The sequence below is a fragment of the Arenibacter algicola genome (assembly GCF_000733925.1).
In the GTDB taxonomy this organism is placed as follows: Bacteria; Bacteroidota; Bacteroidia; order Flavobacteriales; family Flavobacteriaceae; genus Arenibacter; species Arenibacter algicola.
Genome location: NZ_JPOO01000001.1, coordinates 503,104 through 527,619, shown reverse-complemented (window position 1 = coordinate 527,619; position 24,516 = coordinate 503,104). Strand labels below are relative to the sequence as shown.

Genomic DNA, 24,516 nt, shown 5'->3' with positions numbered 1-24,516 from the left:
CATGCTAAAATTTGTAAAAGGTTATATGGAAAGTATAGATGGCGTTGCCACCTATCCCATGATATCACTGTTAATCTTCTTTGTGTTTTTTACCATTCTTTTCTGGTGGGTATTTACCGCCTCTAAAGAGCATATTAAGGAAGTTAGCGAATTACCATTAGAAACAGATAACCAACCTAAAGAAGAATCGTTATGAGAAATATGTCACCTTGGTGGATAAGAGTCCCCTTAATCTTTTTCCTAATCTTCGGATTGATGGAGTATTTTATTGACTCCGGGGACAAACCCGCATTTATTGAATACCCTATCACACTTGTGTTTATGTTGGTAGTGTTGTTCATATTGGTGGGTATTGAATTGATCCTAAAATCAGTGGAAAATGTAATGTTCCAAACCCTATCCCCCGAAGCGCAAAAGCGATATTTGGAGTCCAAATCCAAGCAATGGGAGTGGAAATGGGGCAAAGCCTTCTGGAAAAAAATCACCGGAAACAAACCTATTGAAGAAGAAAAGGAAATTATCCTGGACCACAATTATGACGGAATCCGTGAATTGGACAACAACTTACCACCTTGGTGGGTGTATATGTTCTATGCCACCATCATTTTCGGTGTGGTTTACTTAGCCCGTTTCCATGTCTTCAATGACTACACCCAGGACATGGAATATGAACAGGAAGTGGCCGAAGCCAAGATAGCCATAGAAGAGTATAAAAAAACAGCCAAAGGTTTAGTTGACGCCAACACGGTTGAACTATTAACGGAAGCCTCGGATATTAAAGCAGGTGGGGCAATATACACCGCCAATTGTGTAGCTTGCCACATGCCGGATGGCGGTGGTGGTATTGGACCAAATCTAACCGACGAATATTGGATCTTGGGAGGCGGTGTAAAAAACGTTTTCCATACCATTTCAGAAGGTGGAAGGGACGGAAAGGGCATGATAGCGTGGAAACAGACCCTTAAGCCAGCCGAAATAGCCCAGGTAGCCAGTTTTATTCTTTCGGAAATAAACGGCAAGACACCTGCCAATCCAAAGGCCGCAGAAGGCGAAATCTGGACTGAAGAGTAAACACCTAAAACCTTAAGGAGCAAAATTTTACGCTTACCCATAATTACAATAAAGTAGAAAAAAGAAATGGCACAGGACCAGGACAATTTTAGGGACTCCATAGGAACAATTAATGAGGAGGGGAAAAGGGCTTGGATATATCCAAAAAAGCCAAGTGGCAAGTTTTATGAATATCGCAAGTATGTGAGTTATGTGCTTTTGGCATTTCTCTTTCTAGCTCCCTTTGTAAAAGTAAATGGCAACCAGTTCCTAATGTTCAATGTACTGGAAAGGCGTTTCAATATTTTTGGGTTTCCTTTTTGGCCACAGGATTTTCATCTTTTTGTAATTTCCATGATTATCGGGGTAATATTCATAGCCTTATTTACCGTCACCTTTGGCCGTATTTTTTGTGGCTGGATGTGCCCCCAAACCATTTTCATGGAAATGGTATTCAGAAGGATCGAATTTTGGATCGATGGTGACCGAGGCGCCCAAATACGGCTTAGCAAACAGCCTTGGAACGCTGAGAAAATCAGGAAACGCGCCCTTAAACTGATTGTTTTTTTCATTATTTCCTTTTTAATAGCCAATGTATTCTTGGCATATTTAATTGGCAGTGACCGATTGATAGAATATATCACCGATGGGCCCTTGCAACACGTAAGTACATTGGTTTCCCTTTTAATCTTTACGGGGGTGTTTTATTTTGTGTTTGCCTGGTTTAGGGAACAAGTATGTATCATAGCTTGCCCCTATGGAAGGATGCAGGGCGTACTACTGGACAATAAGTCGATAGTCGTGGCCTACGACCATAAACGTGGGGAGGCTGAAAACGGAAGAAAAAAGTTCAGAAAAGGGGAGGATAGGGAAGCCTTGGGACATGGCGACTGTATTGATTGTTTTCAATGTGTTAACGTCTGCCCAACGGGAATAGACATTAGAAACGGAACCCAGTTGGAATGTGTCAACTGTACCGCCTGTATTGATGAATGCGACACCATAATGGAGAAGGTAAACCTACCCAAGGGACTTATCCGTTATGCCAGCGAAGACAATATTGAGAAAAAGAGCAAGTTCAAGTTTACACCCAGACTAAAAGGTTATTCTGCAGTGCTTGTGATTCTTACCGGAATCTTGATCGGAATGCTGTTTTTAAGGAATGAGGTGGAAGCAAATATCCTTAGACTTCCTGGACAACTTTATGAACATAAGGAAGGCAATATTATCAGCAACGTTTATACGTATAAATTGGTAAACAAAACCACCAAGGATATTCCGGACATAAGCTTTAAACTAATGTCCCACAAAGGATCCATCAACCTGGTTAGGCATCAACTATTTACAGTACCTGCTCAGGGATTGGCGGAAGGCACCCTATTTGTAGAAATAAACAATTCGGCTTTGGAAGGCGACAAGAATAAATTGAACATTGGAGTTTATAGTGGGGATAAATTAATTGAAACGGCAACGGCCAGATTTCTAGCTCCCAGAAGCTATAAGTAAATTAAAAAAAACAGGTTAAACACCTAAAAAACGAATAGAATTTCCTGTCAGTAGGAAATCGAAACTAAATTAAGAAGCCATGAAAATTAATTGGGGAACCGGAATTGTACTAGCCTTCATAGGATTTATAAGTTTTATTCTATTTTTTGTAGTTCGAATGAGCATGGACAATAGGGCCAATCACGATTTGGTAACCGAAAATTACTATGGAGCTGAATTGGGATATCAAAATGAAATTGATGCACAAAATAATGCCAGGACCAAAGAAGTAGACCTTAGCTTGGAAACAACCAATGAAGGTATAAAATTGGTCTTTCCAAATAACTTGATTACAGAAAACATCAAAGGTACAGTGTCCCTTTACAGACCATCTAACAAGCACTTGGATTTTGACTTACCTATAAGTCTATCCCAAGACTATTTGCTCATACCTGACAATCGTTTGTTGGATGGTCGCTGGGACATTAAAGTATCATGGAAATACAGTGATGAAACCTATTTGTTTAAGAAAAAAATTACCTATCACCAAGGTAAATAAGGAATGTAAATATCAAAAGGGTCAAAACCTTTAAACTATGTTGTTATCTGCCGTAATTTTGGGTCTAATGGGAAGCTTTCACTGTGTTGGAATGTGCGGTCCTATTGCCTTTATGTTGCCTGTAGATCATAACAAACCGGCCAAAAAACTATTTCAGGTCCTTCTTTATCATATAGGCAGGCTTACCTCCTACAGTCTAATAGGCCTCATTTTTGGCTTTTTAGGCAAAGGGCTTTATGTCTTTGGCCTACAACAAAGACTTTCCATAATTATAGGAGTCTTAATGATCGTCATCATCCTAATTCCCTACAAAACTTTTGGCAAATACAATTTCTCCAAACCCATTTATTCCTTCTTGACCAAAATAAAAAGTAGACTTGGGAAGGAATTGCAAAAAAAGAGTCCGGACACCTTTCTAACCATTGGCTTTCTAAACGGATTACTGCCCTGTGGATTGGTATATATGGCCGTTTTCGGGAGTATTGCTACTGCCAACCCATGGCTTGGCGCATTGTTCATGGCCCTATTTGGACTAGGCACTATCCCATTAATGACCACTGCCGTATACTTTGGCAGTATGTTAAAAGGCTCGGCAAAAAAATCAGTGCAGCGATTGATCCCGGTATTCGTAATCCTCGTAGGATTACTGTTTATATTAAGGGGAATGGGACTAGGTATTCCCTATATTTCGCCCGAACCTGTCATGGAGGTTGTAGACAGTACCCTTGAGTGCCATTAATTTTCAATTACACCAGCCTTTTAAACTTGCTGTGTAGCTAAAAATAATGTAAATTTCAAGTATATAGGGATTTAGCTTTCGCAAGGATTCCCTGTCCATTTATTGCATAGTGCCTATTCAACCAACCTTAAACATTCTCCTATGAAGAAAATCATACTTCTATGTTTCCTCCTTTTAAATTGGACGCTATTATTTTCACAGAACCAAAAAATAAACGTCATCGTTTTTGGCGCACATCCCGATGATTGCGATATAGACACTGGAGGTACGGCAATTTTACTGGCCAAGATGGGGCACAATGTAAAATTTGTTTCCCTGACCAATGGTGACGCCGGCCATTATGCCATGGGCGGTGGGGAGCTCGCCAAAGTAAGGATAGCCGAGGCCAAGGAAGCTGGTCAAAGATTTGGAGTAGAATATACGGTTTTGGATAACCACGATGGGGAATTAATGCCTACTTTGGAAAATCGACTGAAGGTGATACGTGAAATCAGAAAATGGAATGCCGATGTGGTCATTGCTCCCAGACCCAATGATTACCATCCGGACCACCGATATACAGGGGTTCTGGTACAGGACGCCGCCTACATGGTAATAGTTCCCAATGTTGCCCCAGAAGTACCACCGCTCCAAAAAAATCCAGTCTTTCTTTACTCGGAAGATAGTTTTCAAAAACCCAGCCCGTTCGAACCTGATATTGCAGTGATCATCGATACTGTATTTGATCAAAAGGTGTATGCCATGTCGGCACACGAATCACAATTCTTTGAATGGCTTCCATGGACAGCCGGAAATTTGGACAAGGTACCCAAGGATGATCAGGGCAGATTGGAAATGTTGGCCAATTGGAGATCAAAACCTCCCAAGGAGGATCTCCTGAAATGTGCAGAAAAATGGTACGGGACCAAAGCTTACAGCGCTAAACATATAGAGGGTTTTGAAATATGTGAGTACGGCAAACAACCCACAGATGAAGAGATCAGGACACTTTTCCCCATGCTCCAAAAATAATCCCATTTAAGACAAAAGTCAGTAGTGCCTAATCCAGAATTTTCTTGGCATTTTCACTATATATTTTCTTCAAAACCTCATCGCTAAGGCCCAGCCCATTGAACGACCAATGATAGGATGATATATTCTTGTCATAAAAATGTTCATCCTCGCTTTCAAGAATGCGAAAGGTTAATTCGTACATTTCAGGGTCGGTACCCATATCGGTTCCATAGACCAATTTATCCTGATACTTTTCGTAAAAACGTTTCGTATATCGCGGAACAGCCGCTGTTTCCGCATACCTCGCCGAAATATCGGCATACATATTATCATAGGTCCCCAAAAGTCTCCCTATAATATCCAGATCATAGCTACAATTGGCAAAGTGACAGGCAATAAAAGTGGTTTTTGGATTTTGCTTAACGGCATTTTCCAAGGTAGTAATTAATTCTGCATGCGTTAATAGCCCTTCCCTTGTAGTATCTATTCTCCATTTGTAAGCATTCATCAGCCCATCATTATGAACATCCATTGGCTCGTACATCCACATAGGATCTGCCACATGAATACTAACTGGCATTCCTAATTCACCACATTTTTCCCATAGTGGCCTCATCCTCTCATCATCCGCATGCATGCCTTCTGCCGGTGTTGGCTTAGAGTAAAAAAAACCAAAACCTTTGTCGCCCAATTCTCCAACGCCCTTTGCTCCCATCTTAAAACATCTTTCCAATTCCTTTACTGCACGTTTGCTCCAGCCTTTTTCTTCGTAACCTGTAAAATCGAAGCCGCACCAAAGCTCAAAACGGTCCCCGTATTTGGAATAAAGATTAACAATACTGTCAAAGGACTTCCCCGTCTGATAAGTGAGTACAATAGATTTGGCAACCCCTACCCGGTCCATTGTCTTTACCCATTCACTTATTTCCTGTTCCGACTTTGGATAGGGATGCGAGTGAAAATCCACCGCAGGAAATTTAGCTTTGGATATCTTGTTACTAGGGGTATTATAAATGGATACTGGATCGTAATCCTTAAGTAGAATGTCTTCCTGTGCTCTTACTGAAGTAGAAATAAAAGCAACGAATAAGAAAATGTGGTAGTAATTTTTCATATCGAGTTTCATGGGAATTAGACCGTGATATTTGCCCCATGTATCTCAAATATAACAATTTAAACATTACTAATTACAAGCAATTTAACCAATCCTTGGCCTAAACTATGATGGCCAAGTCGGGTACTTGGCCTTATTGACTTCCAAATCCTCTAAATTTTAAAAGTGATAACGGGTATTTTGGAATGATTGGCCACATCCTCCCCAATACTGCCCATTAGAAAGTGAGAAAGCCCTTTTCTCCCGTGGGTAGGCAAACCTATTAAATCGGCATTCCTGCTTTCACTAAAAGCAAGTATTCCCCTCTCTACACTATAATCGTTATATATCTCGACTTCCAAACTCGCCTTGGCCAAATGCAGGAAATTATTAATTTTCTTAAAAGCATCCTTGGTGCTCAGAAAATTATCTCCGGGAGTATTGATATTTACCAAAATCAATTCAGCTTCAAGTTTGTCTGCCAATTTCTTGGCCCTTTGAAAGGGTTCCAAATTTTCCTCCTCAAAATCACAGGCAAAAACAAATCGCTTTACCTCAAAACCTTCAATATAATCCTTTATTACCAAAACGGGAACATTGGAATTTCTAACCATTTTCTCAGCATTGGAACCTACAAAGATTTCTTTGATTCCATCGGTTCCCCGAGAGCCCATAACAATCAGATCTGCCTGGTGCTTTTCCGCAACCTCATTAACTTCACTATACACTTTATGATGCTTGACAATAGGAGTAACCTTGATTCCCTTTAGATAGGGCTTCTCCAAAAATGTCTCAAACCTTTTTTCAGCCAATTTTATCAAAAAGACGGCTTGCTGATAATGTGCCTGCTCATTGGCGGAAACAAGGGCCTCCGACAATTCCAACATATGTAGGACAAAAATCTCAGATCCGTATTTTGTAGCAATGGAAGCGGCCGTTTTTAGGGCATTTTCAGATTGTTCTGAAAAATCGACGGGTACAATAATTTTTTTCATAGATTTATTTTTACTGATTTATTATCAAGAGGTTAAAAAATGGTCCAGTGCACTTAAATAGTCATCGAAAACAATCTGGTTTCCGGTGCCTTGCGGTGCAGGAACAAATCGAACGCCATACACACATTGCGTACAAAAGGCCTTCCTTTTTCGGTAACATAAATACCATTGGAAACAAATTCGACAATACCATCCAGAGCCATTTCCTTTAGTTTGTCCCGAACCTCATCCAATTCGTTGAACCTTTCATTTTGATTCTCCCAGCTAGTCTTAAATTTACACATTAAATTTAAGATATGCTTACGAATAACCCTGTCTTCTTCGGTTAAAATGTGTCCTCTATAAACAGGTATAATATTACTTTCCACCAGATGGTGATACTCTTCCAGACTTTTTACATTTTGCGCAAAACTATCCCAACTATCACTTATACTGGAAATCCCCAAACCTACCATAACCCTGGTCTTGGAGGCTGTATATCCCATAAAATTCCTGTGCAAGGTACCATTCTCCATAGCCTTGAAAAGCGAATCCGATTTTAGTGAAAAATGATCCATTCCTATTTCCGAATAACCTACTTCTGCCAATAATTTCTTGCCCATCTCATACTGCTCACGCTTCTCCTCCGCAGATGGTAAATCGGAATCCTTATACCCTCTCTGTCCATTTCCCTTTAACCAAGGAACATGGGCATAACTATAGAATGCCAAACGGTCTGGCATTAATTGTTTGGTCTTTAAAATAGTTTCGGCAACATCTTCCTTTGTTTGAAAGGGCAAGCCAAAAATAATATCATGGCCCACGGAAGTATATCCTATTTCCCTGGCCCATTGGGTAACATTTTGTACATTTTCAAAAGGCTGCCACCTATGAATGGCAAGCTGTACCTTTTTGTTATAATCCTGAACCCCATAACTCACCCTTCTAAATCCAACATCATAAAGCGCTTTTAAATGTTCTTTGGTGGTGTTATTGGGATGTCCTTCAAAACTAAACTCGTAATTCTCCGCACGGGTGGCTGTGGCAAAAATACCATTGATAAGCCTTGTTAAATTTTCCGGAGAGAAGAAAGTTGGGGTTCCTCCCCCCAAATGAAGCTCCTTTATTCTTGGTTTTGTTTCAAATAAATCACAATAAAGTTTCCACTCTGTGAGGACGTCGCTGATATATGGATTTTCAACTTCATGCCGTTTGGTAATTCTTTTATGACACCCACAAAAAGTACAGAGACTTTCACAGAAGGGCAAGTGGATATATAGACTTATACCTTCGTCCCCATTGCTTTCATTAAAATTTTTGATCAAAGTATTTTGCCATTTCCGGCCAGAAAAGGATTCCAAATCCCAATAGGGCACCGTAGGGTAACTGGTATATCTGGGACCGGGGATATTGTATTTTTGAACTAAATTGGTCATAAGCTATTGTGTTTGCAATAGCCACAAAAATACCATGACGCGGCCTTTAAAAATATGACACTTATCAGGTTTCACTATCGTCCAATAACTATGGCCAAGGATTCCTGACCATTTAATTGCCAAAATAATGATTCTTTGAAACCTACTTTAATTTAAATAATCGTTAAAAACAGTACAATTAGAAACTAATTTTTTAAATAATCCGTTCTAGAAGCCCCTTTATGATAAAAACTATATTTTTGTAAACTTAAAAATAACCAATTATGACATTACTTTTAATGGCGGCCGGTAGTGGAAGCCGATATGGCAAACTGAAACAATTTGATGACTTGGGCCCGAAAGACGAGTTCCTAATGGAATTCAGTATTTATGACGCTCTGAAAAACGGTTTTGACCACATAGTTGCCATTACAAAAAAGGAAAATGTAGATTTCTTAAAGGAACATTTATCCAGCAGATTACCTAAACACGTTAAACTTGATGTTTTGGCACAGGAAGTAAACGACCTTCCTGAAGGGGTAACCTTTACCGGTGAAAGAGCTAAACCATGGGGCACGGCACATGCAGTTTGGACTGCAAGGAATGTAATTGACAGACCATTCGCTATAATTAATGCGGATGATTATTACGGCAAAAGTGCTTTTGAAAGTGCTGCCGACTTTATTAAGAACAATGGTAACAAAGAGACATTTGGTCTTATTGCCTATATACTAAAAAACACTCTATCCGAGCATGGATCGGTTTCCAGGGGAGTTTGTAAATCGGAGGGCGGAAAATTGACTTCCATACACGAGCATACCAAAATAGAAGCCCAGGACAATGTTATAATTGATTCCGATTCGGGCACCCAATTTACAGGGGAAGAATTGGTCAGCATGAACTTCTGGGTTTGTCAGCCTTCCATATTTCCATTTATCACGGAGTACCTTAAAGACTTTATCGGAAATAAGGAGAATCATGCCAAAGGGGAAATATACCTACCTTTCGCCATAAAGGAAATGATTGCCAAAAATCTGATAGATGTAGATGTAATTCCTTCTGCAAGTCAATGGTTTGGAGTTACCTACGCCAGCGATAAAGATATGGCAGTTTCAGAATTACAACGTATGACAGACAATAATGGGTACACCTCTCCTCTTTGGGACAATGTTTAGAACAGCTTTTCCATGATTGAAAATAAAAATGCTGAGCTTAACGAGCTGTTGAAAAACTTCTCTATAGATAGGAAAACCTATGAGTTCCAAGGAATAAACCAGGGATATATCAATGACACTTATTTAGTCTTGGACAATCATTACCCATTGTACATTCTTCAAAGGGTAAACCATAATGTCTTTAAGGACGTACATGGTCTTATGGGCAATATTGCCAACGCATTTCAACATTTGCAGGACCAGAATTACACGGCCATAGAACTCTTAAAAACAGAATCGGACAATTCTTATTTTAAGGACGAAAAAACGGGATATTGGAGATTGATGACCTATATCAACAATACCACGGCCTACGACAATGCCACGGATACCAACATTGCATTCGAGGCCGGTAGAGTGGTCGGAAAATTCCATCAACTTCTGGCAGAGGCTCCCTTGGACAATTACGTGGATACAATTCCGCAGTTCCACAATCTCCCCTTAAGGGAAAAGCAATTTGAGGAATCCCTTGGATCTGCGAAAACAGAAAAATTGGAAACGGCCAAAAAGGCTATAAGCTTTGCCAAAGAAACCTTGGAAAAATTGAAAATTTTGGACAATTCCAAGTTGCCTTTACGGGTTTGTCACAATGACACGAAATTAAACAATATCCTTTTCTCCAAAGAAGACAGTAAGGCCCTTTGCCTTATAGACCTGGACACGATTATGAAGGGGTATTTTTACTTTGATTTTGGTGATGCCATAAGAACCGTTGCCAATACAGCTGCCGAAGACGAACAGGATCATAGCAAAATTACTTTTGAAAGACCTTTGTTCGAAGCCTTCATTAAGGGCCTGGATAGTAACGGTCCATTTTTATACCAAGAAGAAATAGACCTACTGGCCTGGGGAGCAATATTTATGCCCTTCATCCACGGTTTAAGAGCCCTTACGGACTATTTGAACGACAATATCTATTACAAGGTATCATACGAAAACCAGAATTTGGACCGCTGTTTAAGCTTGTTCGATTTTACAAATAAAGCCCTTCAAGAAATAGGGTATATGACCCAAGTAATAAAAAAGGGACTAACACCTAAGGTTTAATTTTTTGTTGGGTGAAGGAGGCGATTAAACCCTCTTGGTAGAATCCCTAACAATTAGGCTGGTTTTAATCACCTTGGTGGTGCTATCCATATATTCCTTGCTCTCTATCCTTTCAATAAGGACCTTGGCCGCCGTTTCCCCTATATAAGTACCGTGCTGACTTACCGCAGTAAGAGCCGGACTTACGTAGCGCGATAATTTGCCATTGGTAAACCCAATAACGGAAATGTCTTCCGGCACTCTATACCCCCTAGCCTTGATTAGTCTCAGGACCTCCACCGCCGTAATTTCATCCAAAGCCATTATACCCTCAATAGACTTATAATTTAACAAAAAAGTCAACAGAACTTCCAGATCGTCCTCCTTGCCCACCCTTAATATTAATTTATCATCAAAGGGGATATTAGCCTCTTCCAAAGCTTTCCTATATCCTTCCACCCGCAATTTACCCACGCTGGAATGATCAATAGCGGTAACCAGGGCAACCGTTCTGCAACCGATATTTATAAAATATTTGGTGGTTTTATAACCGGCCTCAAAATCATCGACCACTACCTTGTCACATATAATTCCATCCGAAACCCTATCAAACATAACCAAAGGAATTTGCTCGTCCAGAATATTTTGAAAATGTTCCAGTTTGTTCTTAAACTGTGTTTCTTCCGCCATGGAAACTATCAATCCGTCAACCGTTCCGCCTCCTAGAAATTCAAGCGTCGCCACTTCCTTTTCATAGGATTCGTCGCTGATACAGCTAAGTAGAATATACCCGCGTTCGTTAGCTACTTTTTCAATCCCTGAAAATACCTGTGTAAAAAAATAATTGAGAATATTGGGAACTACAACTCCTATGGTCTTTGTCTTCCGCTGCAATAAACTAAGGGCCACTTTATTTGGCCTGTATTTATTGTCCTTGGCAAACTGCTGTATTTTAGCCTTTAGTCCATCACTAATTTCATGGCTATCGTTGATGGCCTTGGAAACCGTTGAAATGGAAACACCAAAATATTGGGCAATCTCCTTTAGGGTTATTTTTTTCATGGATCTACAATATAGCCCAAATTAGGGTAAGGCCAACCAAAGATCAGTACAACTTAACTAACCCTGGTCAATGTTTTTAATCAAAAATATTCGCTAGCGATTCCTCCGTCTTCGCTTTGGCGAATCCACCTCCCTTTAGCCAAAGGGAGGAGCTTTTTTATTATAGTAAGTATTTACTTTTCTTTAAAACTACTTCTTAAATCCTTTTAAGGTTCAACTAACTCCTACCCGGTGTTGAAACAGCCCCTCTTCATGGTTGCCTTCCAAAAAAGCTCCCCTCTTTTAAAAAGAGGGGTGTCCCGCCACGGGCGGGACGGGGAGATTAGACCTTACAGCCTTATATTTAAAGTTAGCTTACGAATCCCTCCGTCTTCGCTTTGGCGAAGCCACCTCCCTTTAGCCAAAGGGAGGAGCTTCTTATTGCATTAATGTTCACTTTTCTTTATAATTGGCTCTTATTTCCATCAAAACGGATTGAAGATTATCAAACACCATTTTATTCTCAAATCTAATGACTGAAAACCCTAATCCGGTTAAGTATGCAGTGCGCTGTTCATCATATTCCATAGCCACAGGATTTTGATGCACTTCACCGTCAAGCTCAATGATTAATTTATCAGATGCCAAATAAAAATCCACAATATACTTTCCAATACTATGCTGCTTTACAAATTTTTTACCATCGAGTTGTTTTGCCCTGAGATGCTTCCAAAGAAAGGCTTCTGAAGGCGTCAGCTTCCTTCTTAAATCCTTTCTCGATTCAATTAGCTCTTTCCTGTTATGGAGACAAACCCTTTTCATAATCGACCCTGGCAAATTCAAATACAATAAAGGCTATTTGTAAAGAAACAAATTCCAATCCCTCCGTCTTCGCTTTGGCGAAGCCACCTCCCTTTAGCCAAAGGGAGGAGCCCGTTATCACTACAATATTTAGTTTTCTATAAAATTACTTCTTAAATCCGTTTTACATTCAAATAGCTGTTTCCAATTGTGGAAATAGCTATTCTTTATGGTTGCCTTCCAAAAAAGCTCCCCTCTTTTAAAAAGAGGGGTGTCCCGCCACGGGCGGGACGGGGAGATTAAGAACCTAGCCTGGATATTTAATACAATTCCGGTCTATCCACAAAAGCATAGCCAGGCTACTAAAATCCTAAATATATTGGTTTATGATGTTCTCGAACAACTCCTGTTTCCCGCTTTGCAACTTCAATTCCCCATTTTCCTGGGCTATTTTGTAAAGGGCTTCCAGATTAAGCTTACCATTCTCAAAGTCTTTTCCTTTTCCTGAATCGAAAGAACTATATCTTTCCGCAAGCATCTTCTCATAGGCCGAGGAAGAAATAATCCTATCCGCAGTAAGCAAAGCACGGGCAAAAGTATCTGCTCCTCCTATATGGGCATGGAAAACATCATCCAAATCAGTAGAATTCCTTCTTATTTTGGCATCAAAGTTTACTCCACCGCCTTGTAGTCCGCCTGCTTTAAGGAATACCAACATAGCCTCGGTAGTTTCTTGAATATTGTTGGGGAACTGATCGGTATCCCATCCATTTTGGTAATCCCCCCTATTGGCATCTATACTACCCAACATTCCCGCTTTGGCCGCCACTGCCAATTCGTGCTGAAAAGTATGCTGGGCCAAGGTGGCGTGATTCACCTCTATGTTTATTTTAAAATCTTTCTCCAAGCCGTATTCACGAAGGAATCCTATAGCAGTTGCCGTATCAAAATCGTATTGATGCTTGGAAGGTTCCATTGGCTTGGGCTCTATAAAAAAGGTTCCCTTAAAGCCTTGGGCCCTGGCATAATCCCTGGCCATCCCTAAGAATTGTGCCATATGATCCAATTCACGTCCCATATCGGTATTTAAAAGGGACATATAACCTTCCCTTCCTCCCCAGAAAACATAATTCTCCCCACCAAGGGCAATAGTAGCATCCAAGGCCAATTTTATTTGGCCCCCTGCCCTTGCCACTACATTAAAATCAGGGTTGGTAGCAGCCCCGTTCATATAACGTGGATTGGAGAAACAATTGGCAGTTCCCCATAATAATTTGATTCCAGAGTCGGCCTTTTTTTCCTTCAAATAATCGGTAATTATTGACAAACGTTTCTCAGATTCCGCAAAAGTGGCTCCTTCCTGAATAAGATCGAAATCATGGAAACAAAAATAATCAAAGCCCATTTTACTAATAAACTCAAAAGCCGCATCTGCCTTGTCCTTGGCCGCCTGTATCGGGTCGGCAGACTGGTCCCATTCAAAATTTTGGGTACCTGGACCAAACGGATCTGCTCCCTGCCCACAGAAGGTATGCCAATATGCTATGGCAAACTTAAAATGCTCGCGCATGGTTTTCCCCGCAACCACTTGGTCCGGATTGTAATATTTGAATGCCAAAGGATTATCAGATTCCTTGCCCTCAAATTTAATATCCCCTATTCCTTTAAAGTATTCCTTGTTTCCAATTATTGCCATCTCTTTTTTTATTATTTAATGATTAGTTCCAATTCTTTTTTCCAATTTTCATAGGCTCTTTGATAAGTACTTTTGTCCCCCAAAGGCTTAAAAGTCTTTACATGGTCGTTATTGGTTATATAGGTTCCAAATTTTTCAAAACCTCCTTCATTGATTCCAGCTGCCCTAGCCGCACCAATGGCCCCAGTGGTATTATAAATTTCAATGTCCTGAGACACTAGGGTGGATATAGTATCGGAAAAAATCTCCGACCTAAACAAATTATCATTCCCGGCACGCATTACCTCAATGGAAATGCCGTCCGATTTCAGGATTTCCATACCATATACAAAGGAAAAGGCTATACCTTCCAAAGCCGCCCTACAAACATGTGCCTTGGTGTGATTATTAAGGTTGATGTTGACCAGTCTGGTTCCAATATCCTTATTGTTGAGCATACGCTCTGCTCCGTTTCCAAACGGAATGAGACATACGCCGTCCGAACCCACTGGAATTTCTGAAGCCAAGGAGTTCATTTCCTCGTAAGAATCCACATCCAGATTGTTCAAAAGCCAGCGGTACTGAATTCCAGCACCATTGATATTCAGTAATTTCCCTACTCTTGGATTCTGCTTGCTGTAGTTGACGTGGGCAAAATTATTCACCCTGGTGCTTTCCTTTCCCGATAGACTATCGGTAACCGCATAGACCACTCCGGAGGTACCTCCCGTGGCCGCAACTTCACCTGGATTGAACACATTAAGGGCCAAGGCATTATTGGGTTGATCCCCTGCCCTGTATAGTATAGGTGTGCCTACTGCCAAACCACTTTCTTGGGCCCCTATGGCATCCACTTTGGATTGAAGCCCAAAAGTATCCACAATATCCGGGATAAAGGACTTGGGAATACCATAATGCTCCAAAAGCAGATCTGCTACCGCATCTTCTTTGAAATCCCAAAGGATACCCTCCGATAATCCGGAAATAGTGGTATTGATAACATTGGAAAAACGAAAAGCTATATAATCTCCCGGCAGCATTAGTTTGTCTGCCATCTTATATAGTTCTGGTTCGTTTTCCTTTACCCATTTTAATTTAGAAGCGGTAAAGTTTGCAGGGGAATTCAATAAATGAGCCTTACAGTTGTCCTCCCCGATATCGCCATAAGCCTTCCGTCCTATTTCCACGGCACGACTATCGCACCAAATTATGGATTTCCTTACCGGCTCTCCCTGCTTGTCCACCAATACCAAACCATGCATCTGGTAGGCAATTCCTACCCCCTTGATTTGATCTTGATCAACAGCAAACTTCTGCTTTATTTTTTTTATGCCCTGACAAATATATCCCCACCATTCCTTCGGGTCTTGTTCTGCCCAACCATTTTTCAAGGCCAGCATTTCCATTTCCGTTTCCGGTTCCTGTACCACCCCAACACTTTTTCCAGTAGCCACCTCTACTAAAGCCACTTTAATTGAAGAGCTGCCAATATCCAATCCCAAATAATACATATGTCTTAAAATTTTATGGATTAAATTCCTAAAATGAAAATTCTTGAAGAACCATTCAAATATATTAAAATCTCTATAACGACAAGCATATTGAGGCACACGGCCTAAATAAAAGTAAATAGCGCAGTCTATAGCTATTGATCCATTTATTAGCGTAAGTAATTGTGAATAAGCTATTTATAAAATTATCGTGACATTACGAAACTTTTCGAAAACGCTTTCGTAGAATTTGGCTCTTACATCAAGCGGCCATAAAATTTAGACGTGTCTATTTAGCCAGTACCACGGGGTTCAACTTAATCCTTTTTCTTATTCACCAATCCTTTTGTAAACTCGTTCAAGGTCTCCACTTTTTCCTCAAAATCCCCTTTTATTGTTTTTCGGAATTCGTTTAGGTTTTTTACCAAATCATCAATATTTTCTGGAATTACATCCTCAAAAAACTGTCGTAGGCGTTTAGCCGTAGTGGGCGATTTGCCATTGGTGGAGATGGCCACCTTTACATTGCCCTTGGTTACGATCCCGCCCATGTAAAAATCACAAAAAGGTGGATTATCGGCAACGTTCACAAGGATATGCCTTTCCCGGCAATCGTGATATACCTGTTCGTTTACATCGACTTTATCGGTAGTGGCAATAACCAAATGGCGTCCTTCCAAATAGCTTTTGTCATACACATCCTTGGTTATCTTAACCTGATGTTTTTTGGCAAGTTCCAATGTTGCCTCCAAAAATTCCGGTGCCACCATTTCTACTTTGGCGTTAGGACTGGATTTGAGCATAAAAGTCAGTTTTTCCAGACCAACGTTACCCCCTCCCACAATAAGGACATTAAGCTGTGATACCTTTAAAAAAACAGGGTACAATTCATTCCTTTCCATATTTCCCTCCGTGTTATTTATAAGTTTGTTTATTAAATCATCTATTAGAGTACTCCATTTGTTTGACAAGGATTCCAAACCTCCTTTAACGTAAGGGTCTCTCTAAAATTTGGTATTTTCATTCGATAAGCTTTATTAAGGACTCCACTGAGCCCGACCGTTCAAAATTTGTTTAATTCCAATACGTCTACTCCAGCCTAACTGAGGTAGACCGTCGCGGTTGAGAGGTCATGGCTTTTGCCGATCATACCAAATTAAACAAGCAAAAATCCAAGTCATTCAAAGATAAGACACAAAATCCAAGTCCATTCCATATTTTAAAAGCATTTTACAACCCGGCAGATGTCTCTTGATAATTGATGGGAATATACTTTGATTTTTTTTTAATGGGTAAGACAAAAGTGCTACTTTCGAATTCTATAAAATAAATGCATCGAATAATATTATTTTTGCTTTAATCAAAATAAAAATTCATGGCCAGTTCCATGTACATTCCAACTCCTAGATTATGATCGATTACAAACCTATGAAAAATTTAATTTTATCCCTTTTATTTCTATGTACTTGGATATTAAGCGGACAAGAACCAGTGGACTACGTTAATCCCTTAGTGGGCACAGATTCTAAGCCCAGCATGTCCAACGGAAACACCTATCCTGCCATAGCCATGCCATGGGGAATGAACTTTTGGACCCCACAAACGGGGAAAATGGGCGATGGCTGGGCATATACCTATGCTGCGGATAAATTAAGGGGTTTTAAACAAACCCATCAACCTTCCCCATGGATGAACGATTATGGTCAGTTTGCCATTATGCCACTTACGGGAAAATTACGCTTCACGGAAGACGATAGGGCCAGTTGGTATTCGCATAAATCAGAAATCGTAAAGCCACATTACTACAGTGTATATTTGGCCGATCATGATATAACCACCGAAATTACCCCCACTGAAAGAGCTGCCATGTTCAGGTTCACCTTTCCAGAAAATGAAAATTCACATGTGGTACTCGATGCCTTGGACAAAGGCTCCTATGTAAAAATTATTCCAAGCGAACGCAAAATAATAGGATATACCACCAAGAATAGCGGCGGGGTACCAGAAAATTTTAAAAACTACTTTGTGATGGTCTTTGATAAGGATTTCGAATCCACCAAGACTTTTAGCGGGGAGCAACTTTTGGAAGGCATGGAGATTGAAACCGACCACGCCGGTGCCATTGTCAGCTTTAAAACAAACAGAGGCGAGGTCGTTATCGCCAAAGTAGCCTCCTCTTTTATTGGCTATGACCAGGCCGAATTGAATCTAAAGGAGCTTGGCACCGATAATTTTGATACCATAAAACAAAATGGAAGGAAAGCTTGGAACAAGGAACTGGGAAGAATTAAGGTAGAAGGCGGAAGTGTAGATCAATTTAGGACTTTTTATTCCTGTCTATATAGATCCTTGTTGTTCCCTAGAAAGTTCTATGAATATGATGCTAACGGAAATGTAGTGCATTACAGTCCTTATAATGGCCAAGTACTTCCCGGCTATATGTTTACCGACACTGGGTTTTGGGATACTTTTAGGGCCCTTTTCCCCTTTCTAAACCTCATGTACCCAGAACTTAACTCACAGATACAGGAAGGCCTTGCCAATGCCTATAAAGAAGGTGGCTGGTTACCCGAATGGGGTAGTCCAGGCCTAAGAAATGTGATGGTGGGCAACAATTCCGCTTCCGTTGTAGCGGATGCCTATTTAAAAATTGGAAACAATCAAAATTATGACATTGCCACATTGTACGAAGCCTTGATCCATGGTGCCAATAACGCAGGTCCACTGACAGCAGTTGGACGGGCCGGAGTGGATTATTACAATAAACTCGGCTATGTCCCCTATGATGTGGAAATCAATGAAAATGCAGCCAGAACCTTGGAATACGCCTATGACGATTTCACCATTTATCAGTTGGCAAAAGCCTTGAACAAACCTAAAAAGGAAATCAACCTATATAAAAAGCGAAGTCTAAATTATAAAAACTTGTTCGACCCGGAAACCAAATTAATGCGTGGAAAGAATAAGAACGGTGAATTTATGGCCCCCTTTAATCCTTTTAAATGGGGGGACGCCTTTACCGAAGGCAATAGCTGGCATTACACCTGGTCCGTTTTTCACGACATTCAGGGCTTGGCAAATTTAATGGGTGGAAACGAAGCCTTTGCCGCCAAGTTGGATGAAGTATTTTCCCTGCCTCCAGTTTTTGACGAGAGTTATTACGGCTTTGTAATTCATGAGATACGGGAAATGCAGGTGGCAAATATGGGACAATATGCCCATGGTAACCAACCAATACAGCACATGCCCTATTTATATAATTTTGCGGGACAGCCATGGAAGACCCAATATTGGGTTAGGGAAACCATGGATAGGATGTACACCCCGGCACCGGACGGCTATTGCGGGGATGAGGACAATGGACAAACCTCAGCCTGGTATGTATTCTCTGCCATGGGATTCTATCCGGTTTGCCCAGGAACAGATCAATATGTATTGGGAGCCCCATTGTTCCAAAAAACAACGCTTAGGCTTCAGAATGGGAAAGAAATCAGCATTAACGCCCCCAAGAACAGTGATACCAACAAATATGTGGACGAACTCACCCTAAACGGAAAGACCTATTCCAAAAACTGGTTGAGCCACAAGGAATTGATGCAGGGGGCTGTTTTGGATTTTAAAATGTCGGACATTCCTAACAAGACTAGGGGAACTAAAACTGAGGATTTTCCTTTTTCACTTTCCAATGAAAAATAAGAACTATTAACGTGAGTTCGACATAAAAATAATTTCAAGACATTGATTTCGTGCAAATTTAAAAATTGCTATTGTCTCCTCGAGCCTGCCTGTATCCTATGGTTAAAACAAATTTTTTCTCATAAATTTTTTCTATAGTTCAGGATATATACCCCATGGTGTTGACATACGGTGTCCCTCTTACCACTACTGCAAATGCCCTGGCCAATAATTTGTTTCTTATTATATTCAGGGTACTCATTTTATTTTTTCCCGCATCTATTCTTCGGGTATAATAGGCCTTCATCTCTGGATTACATTGAATGGCGGAGCCGGCGCAAAGATTCAGCAATGTCTTGCCTTCCTTATTGGCCAGTTGGCTTACCTTGGTCCTTCCCCTTATACTGGTCCCCGATCTGTTGGGAAAAGGGGCAATGCCACAATAGGAGGCGAATTTCCTCCACGATTTAAAAGCTGTGAAGCCAACGGTATGAACGATCATGAACCGGGCCGTTACCGCTCCGATGCCCTTGATACTGACCAATAACCGATATATAATCTGCAGTTCTGGATCCTGCTCGATAAGCCTATCGAGTTCTTTTTCTATTTTGGTTATCTGCACATCCAGTACCCCGATAATATCGCGCTGTACCTGTAGCAATATGGGCCCCAGATCATTGTTCAGCACTCTTATTTGTTCCCCTAGAGTGGCAATATGCCCTGCGCGCTGTGAAACCAGTTTTCTGCGCATGGACATCAACCGTTTCAGGCTTATCAAAGATTCCTTTGGCATTTGATAGGGCCTTGCCTCTTCCCGGATGCGATATCCGTAAAGGGCGATACGTTTTGCATCCGCTCTATCATCCTTCCCCCTGGCAATGCCCAGGGACCGTTTGATCTCCAGCCCAGGGACCAAGAGAAAGTAATAGCCCTGTTCGCTCAGATAACGGACAAGTTGATGGGTGTAAAGGCCCGTGTGCTCAAAAACGAACAAAAGCTCATTTTTGGCCAGGCCACTAATTTTTATAGACCAATCCACCAAAAACACGATAGCTTCGGGAGTATTTTCAAAAACCTCTTGGGCCCCACTTTTGTGAAGGCAACAATCCAGTGTCAATTTACTGGCATCGATACCGATTACATCTTTTATTTTCATAATTTTATAATGTTTTAATATGGTTGCCTAAACTAAGACCTTTAAAAGATCTGGCTGAAATCCTATATGGTTCTTGGCAACCGGTTAGAAGAACGGGGACTGATACAGGCAATAGGTCACAAACCTTTGCGGCAGGAAAGTTCACCCCGTTCTTTTTTGTTTTACATTAAATTTATGAACATTTTAAAAGTTATGAGTCTCCCCCGGACCCCCTCTTTTCAACATTATTATAGATTATATTTATAATACAAATCTAAAGGCGGAAGGCAGGCGGAGTCGAGAGGTTATTTTACTGTAATGCTTTTACAATGAGGTCTCGACTTCGCCCGTCTGCCGCCGGGCAGGACTGTCTGCAGACGAGGCAGGCTACCATTGACGTCTATCATAGAAAACTGTTAATCAGCACTTTGTATTTTCAATGGAGTTATCCCCAACCCTAGTTCTTGTGCCATTCTTGTTACCGCCCTTTGTTTGTTCAAGAGCATTTTCTCTTGGTATTTTTGGATACCGTTCTCCACATACTCCAGTCCCTTTACAAACAATTTCCAGTACAGTTCGGCCAATTTCCTGGCCACTGCCTTTATGGCCACCAATCCTCCCTTTTTGGCCCGTATCTTTCTGCCGAAAGCGCCCAATGCAATGTGCTTGCTGTTGAGCAGGCCTACTGCTGCCTGTTTGAAGATCAGACCTGCCCTTGGGGCTCCCTTGGGTTTGTAATTGCGTTTCATTTTTCCCGAATTGTGTTGTTTTGGGGCAAGTCCCAACCAAGAGGTGAAATGTTTTTCCGATTTCCATTTCCCAAGATCGGTGCCCACCTCCGACAGCAGTTGCATCCAGTTATAATCCGTAATTCCGGGCAGGACGGTAGCATCCTTTCCCTCAAAGATCCCCAACAAGTGTCCTCCCATATTCTCTATATCCGGTCTATTGTGACGGATTGCTTTTCTTGTTCCCTTGGACCTTGGCTTTGGTGTACCGTCCAGGTCCATCTTCTTCAACACCTCTTCCAGCTTTATGTCGCACATGGCAATTTGTTCCCCATAGAAATCATAACAGGCCACGGCTTGGCCCAGTTCGAACAATGCGGCTTCCGAATAATGCCCCTTTAATGATCTTATCACCCATTCCTTTTTTGTTTTAAGTATCCTTTGATCACATAGCAATGCCAGTTTTTCGGCATTCCTTTCGCCTGATAGGATAGCGCGGACAATCCGCATCCCACTTGTCCCGTGGATCTGGCTTATTACTTCCTTCAGCCGGATATTCATCAGTATCAATGCCTTTTGCATATGGCCGATGTGCATCGCACCACTACGGATGTGGTCCTCGCGAAGGCGTTGATAGGCGCGCAGTTCCTGTACCCGGATATCGGGCACGAAACATTTGTTCAGCAGCCCATAACTATGTAATTGCTGTATCCATTGGCAATCCTTTACGTCGGTCTTTCTGCCGGGAACCTGTTTGGTGCCCGCTCCATCGACCAGCCAAACATCCAGACCTTGGGACACCAGTATATCGTACAAAATGACCCAATAGACGCCCGTAGCCTCCATGGCCACAGTTTCTATGCCATGGGCCACCAGATAAACGCCCAGAGCCTCCAGGTCCTGGGTAAAGGTATCGAAGCTTTTTACAGGCAGGTCCTCGATACTCACATACACTTTTTTTGCCCCAATGTCGATACCTGCAGCATGGGTTCTGATCTTTTTCATAGCTATATGATTATAAAACCAAATTGCCTTCAAAAAAAACAAGCTTGCAAGACTACCATACGGACATCAATTATAGAAATTGAGTACCAGATTCGCTTTCCAAATTTTTGAAAATCATGCTCGAACACAGGTAAATAACACTATTCCGACTACGATTATTTTGCAATTCGGTAGATTATGATCCAATTTACGTCATTATTACCGCTTGAAAATAAAATTTCTTGGGTCTCGACCGGACAAAATTATCATAAATAACTCATTAACAATTAAATATAAATCGAACTCACGTTATTAGAGTAGGTTTTATAAAATTTATAAACTTCTCCAAATCAAAAGCGGCGGCCCTTTTAAGAAGCAAGAAATTGCCTTAGGACCGCCGCACCGATATTTGTACCCTTTAAAGGGCTATGGAAGTTTTAGGACATTCTTACCTGCCCATCCCCATAAACGTAATATTTGTTGGTTACCAACTGCTCCAGTCCCAGTGGACCCCTATGGTGCAGTTTGTCCGTACTGATTGCCAGTTCCGCACCAACACCCATTTGTCCACCATCCGTAAATCTGGTAGAGGCGTTGTGGTATACGGCAGCACTATCCACCTGATCCATGAACTCCATGGCCAGTTGCTTATTTCGAGTCATAATGGTTGCGGAATGCCCTCCTGAAAAATTGTTGATTTTTTGAACAGCTTCTTCCAAATCCACTACTGCCCCAACCACACACTTCATGGCCAAGAATTCTTCATACCAAATAGAGTCTTCTTTCACAACGGTATTTTCAGGTAGCAGCTCGGCCACCTTGCTATCTACTACAACTGAGACTCCCTGCTCCTTTAAGATAGCATTGAGCTCCTTTATCTTGTTGGAATAATCATCGATATTAACATCGACCAGGATTTTATCCAAGGCATTACAGGCCGATATCTTTTGGGTCTTTGCATTGAGGATTACCTCTAAACTTTGTGCCCAATCCGCATCCTTATCTACAAACAGAAAATTATTTCCCCTTCCGCTGACCAATACTGCACATTTGGCGTGCTCTTTAACAAAAGCGATCAACCGCTCACCGCCTCTGGGCACGATTAAGTCCAACTTTTCAGTAGGATTCCTCAAAAACTCCTGGGTCTCCTCCCTATTCATATGAAGAAGTTGGATCCATTGGGTATCCAAACCATTTTCCTCTAGCGCCAAATGCCAACATTTCTCTAAAACAATATTGCTGTTTACGGCCTCTTTTCCGCCCTTCAACAAAATTTTATTGTTGGCTTTAAAGGCCAAAACCGCAGCTTCTATGGTAACATCCGGTCTGGATTCGTAAATAATCATTATGGTCCCAAAAGGCGCCGTTTTATTCTCAATTTTCAATCCGTTTTCAAGGGCTTGTTCCGATTTTATTTTGCCTACCGGATCTTGCTGTTGCAGCACCTCTTGTATAGCTGCAATCATTCCGTCTACCTTTTTATCATCCACTATAAGCCTATCGTACATGGCCCTATCCGCCTTATCAAAAAGATCAAGATCTTTTTGATTGGCGGCTATTATTTCGTTCCTTTTGCTATCCAAAATCTTCATCATGGATTGCAATACTTTATTCTTAATATCTGTATTTAATAATATCATTCGTTTTATTTTTCGTTAGCTTCAGTTATACCGAAATCTTGGTACCCACGCTCTTTCCTTCCACAATATCCAGAATAACCCGCTTTCTTTTCCCATTGGCAATATAGGTCGGGATATTCTTGGAAGCAGTCTGTTTGGCGATGTTCAACTTGGAGCCCATACCTCCCCTACCTTCTGCTTCACCTTTATCTATGGTCTTTATATATTTCTCCACATTCTGGTCCACGCTTACATTCTGTATTACTTCGGTATCCTTATCATCAGGGTGTCCTGTAAATAATCCGTCCGTATCGGTAAGGATAATCAACTTATCCGCTTTCGTAAGTTCCGCTACCAGACTTGCCAACTCATCATTGTCCGAGAACATGGAATTGGTCAAGGAAACGGCATCATCCTCATTGGCAATGGGCACCACGCCTTCTGCCAATAAGCCTTCATAACAATTGATCATATTATCTCGATGGCTCCCAGGGTTAAAATCCCTTTTGGTTGCCAACACTTGGGCACACTTCATTCCATAATCTTGAAATATATTATAGTAATGGCGCATCATCCTTGGTTGTCCAATGGCCGAATACACTTGTCGCCTTGTGGCCTTGTCCGTAATCTGACTCTCCCCCATTACCTCCATGCCCGCTATAACCGATCCCGAAGAAACCAAAACAGACATGATATTGCGTTCGTACAATTCTGCTATTTGTTGTACCAAATGATCAAGGACAGGTTTTACTATCCTGTTATCCTTATTGGTCATTACATTGGTACCTACTTTTATAACTACTCTCTGTTTATACATATC

The 24,516-nt window shown here is 41.1% G+C and carries 21 protein-coding genes; 9 read left to right on the top strand and 12 right to left on the bottom strand.

The annotated features are described in order from the left end of the window. Position 1 precedes the first annotated feature (1 nt). The 6 genes from U735_RS0102165 (at position 2) to U735_RS0102140 (ending at position 4,844) form a co-directional block, all read left to right on the top strand. A complete protein-coding gene (locus U735_RS0102165) occupies positions 2–196 on the top strand; it encodes a cytochrome c oxidase subunit IV (protein ID WP_031442257.1) in 195 nt (64 codons plus the stop codon). Continuing rightward, positions 193–1,071 carry a cbb3-type cytochrome c oxidase N-terminal domain-containing protein gene (locus U735_RS0102160; protein ID WP_031442256.1) on the top strand — a complete coding sequence of 293 codons (879 nt, stop codon included), beginning with the start codon at positions 193–195 and terminating at the stop codon, positions 1,069–1,071. The genes U735_RS0102165 and U735_RS0102160 overlap by 4 nt, the downstream gene beginning before the upstream one ends. Positions 1,072–1,137: 66 nt before the next feature. Further along, positions 1,138–2,556, top strand: a complete 1,419-nt coding sequence (gene ccoG, locus U735_RS0102155) for a cytochrome c oxidase accessory protein CcoG (protein WP_031442255.1) — start codon at positions 1,138–1,140, stop codon at positions 2,554–2,556. Between the two features lie 79 nt (positions 2,557–2,635). Continuing rightward, positions 2,636–3,094, top strand: a complete 459-nt coding sequence (locus tag U735_RS0102150; protein WP_031442254.1) for a FixH family protein — start codon at positions 2,636–2,638, stop codon at positions 3,092–3,094. Between the two features lie 37 nt (positions 3,095–3,131). Next, positions 3,132–3,833: a sulfite exporter TauE/SafE family protein gene (locus tag U735_RS0102145; RefSeq protein WP_031442253.1), complete on the top strand. Its 702-nt coding sequence runs from the start codon at positions 3,132–3,134 to the stop codon at positions 3,831–3,833. Between the two features lie 141 nt (positions 3,834–3,974). Continuing rightward, positions 3,975–4,844, top strand: coding sequence for a PIG-L deacetylase family protein (locus tag U735_RS0102140; protein ID WP_031442252.1), 870 nt, complete (start codon positions 3,975–3,977; stop codon positions 4,842–4,844). A gap of 28 nt (positions 4,845–4,872) precedes the next feature. Here the strand turns inward: U735_RS0102140 and U735_RS0102135 are convergent, their stop codons facing one another. The 3 genes from U735_RS0102135 to hemN all read right to left on the bottom strand — a co-directional run bounded on the left by U735_RS0102135 (position 4,873) and on the right by hemN (position 8,329). After that, entirely contained in the window at positions 4,873–5,940 is a 1,068-nt protein-coding gene (locus tag U735_RS0102135) for an amidohydrolase family protein (protein ID WP_031442251.1), read from the bottom strand. Positions 5,941–6,092: 152 nt separating this feature from the next. After that, positions 6,093–6,914, bottom strand: coding sequence for a universal stress protein (locus tag U735_RS0102130; RefSeq protein ID WP_031442250.1), 822 nt, complete (start codon positions 6,912–6,914; stop codon positions 6,093–6,095). A 53-nt stretch (positions 6,915–6,967) separates the two neighbouring features. Continuing rightward, the gene (gene hemN, locus U735_RS0102125; protein ID WP_031442249.1) at positions 6,968–8,329 is read right to left on the bottom strand and encodes an oxygen-independent coproporphyrinogen III oxidase; all 1,362 of its coding nucleotides are present in this window, start codon (positions 8,327–8,329) and stop codon (positions 6,968–6,970) included. 263 nt (positions 8,330–8,592) lie between these two features. Between hemN and U735_RS0102120 the strand changes: the two genes are divergently transcribed. Together U735_RS0102120 and U735_RS0102115 are read left to right on the top strand one after the other, a co-directional pair. Then, complete coding sequence (locus U735_RS0102120; protein ID WP_031442248.1) at positions 8,593–9,483, top strand: sugar phosphate nucleotidyltransferase; 891 nt, start codon at positions 8,593–8,595, stop codon at positions 9,481–9,483. A gap of 12 nt (positions 9,484–9,495) precedes the next feature. Further along, complete coding sequence (locus U735_RS0102115) at positions 9,496–10,569, top strand: phosphotransferase enzyme family protein (RefSeq protein ID WP_031442247.1); 1,074 nt, start codon at positions 9,496–9,498, stop codon at positions 10,567–10,569. Positions 10,570–10,593: 24 nt separating this feature from the next. Here U735_RS0102115 and U735_RS0102110 read toward each other — a convergent pair whose 3' ends face one another. The 5 genes from U735_RS0102110 to U735_RS0102085 form a co-directional block, all read right to left on the bottom strand. Beyond that, positions 10,594–11,610 carry a LacI family DNA-binding transcriptional regulator gene (locus tag U735_RS0102110; RefSeq protein WP_031442246.1) on the bottom strand — a complete coding sequence of 339 codons (1,017 nt, stop codon included), beginning with the start codon at positions 11,608–11,610 and terminating at the stop codon, positions 10,594–10,596. 432 nt (positions 11,611–12,042) lie between these two features. Beyond that, positions 12,043–12,411 carry an endonuclease domain-containing protein gene (locus U735_RS0102105; RefSeq protein WP_031442245.1) on the bottom strand — a complete coding sequence of 123 codons (369 nt, stop codon included), beginning with the start codon at positions 12,409–12,411 and terminating at the stop codon, positions 12,043–12,045. Between the two features lie 349 nt (positions 12,412–12,760). Beyond that, on the bottom strand, positions 12,761–14,086 hold the full coding sequence (xylA, locus tag U735_RS0102095; protein ID WP_031442244.1) for a xylose isomerase: 1,326 nt from the start codon (positions 14,084–14,086) through the stop codon (positions 12,761–12,763). Positions 14,087–14,097: 11 nt separating this feature from the next. Next, complete coding sequence (locus tag U735_RS0102090; RefSeq protein WP_031442243.1) at positions 14,098–15,576, bottom strand: xylulokinase; 1,479 nt, start codon at positions 15,574–15,576, stop codon at positions 14,098–14,100. A 296-nt stretch (positions 15,577–15,872) separates the two neighbouring features. Next, positions 15,873–16,457, bottom strand: coding sequence for a precorrin-2 dehydrogenase/sirohydrochlorin ferrochelatase family protein (locus tag U735_RS0102085; protein WP_031442242.1), 585 nt, complete (start codon positions 16,455–16,457; stop codon positions 15,873–15,875). A 526-nt stretch (positions 16,458–16,983) separates the two neighbouring features. On the opposite strand from U735_RS0102085, the gene U735_RS0102080 reads away from it, so the two are divergent. Then, complete coding sequence (locus U735_RS0102080) at positions 16,984–19,251, top strand: GH92 family glycosyl hydrolase (protein ID WP_031442241.1); 2,268 nt, start codon at positions 16,984–16,986, stop codon at positions 19,249–19,251. Positions 19,252–19,390: 139 nt separating this feature from the next. On the opposite strand, the gene U735_RS0102075 is transcribed toward U735_RS0102080, so the two are convergent. The 4 genes from U735_RS0102075 to proB all read right to left on the bottom strand — a co-directional run bounded on the left by U735_RS0102075 (position 19,391) and on the right by proB (position 24,513). Beyond that, positions 19,391–20,386: an IS110 family RNA-guided transposase gene (locus U735_RS0102075; protein ID WP_031442240.1), complete on the bottom strand. Its 996-nt coding sequence runs from the start codon at positions 20,384–20,386 to the stop codon at positions 19,391–19,393. Between the two features lie 395 nt (positions 20,387–20,781). After that, positions 20,782–22,098 carry an IS110 family RNA-guided transposase gene (locus tag U735_RS0102070; RefSeq protein WP_031442239.1) on the bottom strand — a complete coding sequence of 439 codons (1,317 nt, stop codon included), beginning with the start codon at positions 22,096–22,098 and terminating at the stop codon, positions 20,782–20,784. 416 nt (positions 22,099–22,514) lie between these two features. Beyond that, entirely contained in the window at positions 22,515–23,717 is a 1,203-nt protein-coding gene (locus tag U735_RS0102065) for a glutamate-5-semialdehyde dehydrogenase (protein WP_031442238.1), read from the bottom strand. 25 nt (positions 23,718–23,742) lie between these two features. After that, the gene (gene proB / locus U735_RS0102060) at positions 23,743–24,513 is read right to left on the bottom strand and encodes a glutamate 5-kinase (protein WP_031442237.1); all 771 of its coding nucleotides are present in this window, start codon (positions 24,511–24,513) and stop codon (positions 23,743–23,745) included. Positions 24,514–24,516 lie beyond the last annotated feature (3 nt).

Bases quoted from the DNA above. Each gene is read 5' to 3' on its own strand.
- U735_RS0102165 (WP_031442257.1), top strand. From the start codon at position 2: ATGCTAAAATTTGTAAAAGGTTATATGGAAAGTATAGATGGCGTTGCC.
- U735_RS0102160 (WP_031442256.1), top strand. From the start codon at position 193: ATGAGAAATATGTCACCTTGGTGGATAAGAGTCCCCTTAATCTTTTTC.
- ccoG (WP_031442255.1), top strand. From the start codon at position 1,138: ATGGCACAGGACCAGGACAATTTTAGGGACTCCATAGGAACAATTAAT.
- U735_RS0102150 (WP_031442254.1), top strand. From the start codon at position 2,636: ATGAAAATTAATTGGGGAACCGGAATTGTACTAGCCTTCATAGGATTT.
- U735_RS0102145 (WP_031442253.1), top strand. From the start codon at position 3,132: ATGTTGTTATCTGCCGTAATTTTGGGTCTAATGGGAAGCTTTCACTGT.
- U735_RS0102140 (WP_031442252.1), top strand. From the start codon at position 3,975: ATGAAGAAAATCATACTTCTATGTTTCCTCCTTTTAAATTGGACGCTA.
- U735_RS0102135 (WP_031442251.1), bottom strand. From the start codon at position 5,940: ATGAAAAATTACTACCACATTTTCTTATTCGTTGCTTTTATTTCTACT.
- U735_RS0102130 (WP_031442250.1), bottom strand. From the start codon at position 6,914: ATGAAAAAAATTATTGTACCCGTCGATTTTTCAGAACAATCTGAAAAT.
- hemN (WP_031442249.1), bottom strand. From the start codon at position 8,329: ATGACCAATTTAGTTCAAAAATACAATATCCCCGGTCCCAGATATACC.
- U735_RS0102120 (WP_031442248.1), top strand. From the start codon at position 8,593: ATGACATTACTTTTAATGGCGGCCGGTAGTGGAAGCCGATATGGCAAA.
- U735_RS0102115 (WP_031442247.1), top strand. From the start codon at position 9,496: ATGATTGAAAATAAAAATGCTGAGCTTAACGAGCTGTTGAAAAACTTC.
- U735_RS0102110 (WP_031442246.1), bottom strand. From the start codon at position 11,610: ATGAAAAAAATAACCCTAAAGGAGATTGCCCAATATTTTGGTGTTTCC.
- U735_RS0102105 (WP_031442245.1), bottom strand. From the start codon at position 12,411: ATGAAAAGGGTTTGTCTCCATAACAGGAAAGAGCTAATTGAATCGAGA.
- xylA (WP_031442244.1), bottom strand. From the start codon at position 14,086: ATGGCAATAATTGGAAACAAGGAATACTTTAAAGGAATAGGGGATATT.
- U735_RS0102090 (WP_031442243.1), bottom strand. From the start codon at position 15,576: ATGTATTATTTGGGATTGGATATTGGCAGCTCTTCAATTAAAGTGGCT.
- U735_RS0102085 (WP_031442242.1), bottom strand. From the start codon at position 16,457: ATGGAAAGGAATGAATTGTACCCTGTTTTTTTAAAGGTATCACAGCTT.
- U735_RS0102080 (WP_031442241.1), top strand. From the start codon at position 16,984: ATGAAAAATTTAATTTTATCCCTTTTATTTCTATGTACTTGGATATTA.
- U735_RS0102075 (WP_031442240.1), bottom strand. From the start codon at position 20,386: ATGAAAATAAAAGATGTAATCGGTATCGATGCCAGTAAATTGACACTG.
- U735_RS0102070 (WP_031442239.1), bottom strand. From the start codon at position 22,098: ATGAAAAAGATCAGAACCCATGCTGCAGGTATCGACATTGGGGCAAAA.
- U735_RS0102065 (WP_031442238.1), bottom strand. From the start codon at position 23,717: ATGATATTATTAAATACAGATATTAAGAATAAAGTATTGCAATCCATG.
- proB (WP_031442237.1), bottom strand. From the start codon at position 24,513: ATGTATAAACAGAGAGTAGTTATAAAAGTAGGTACCAATGTAATGACC.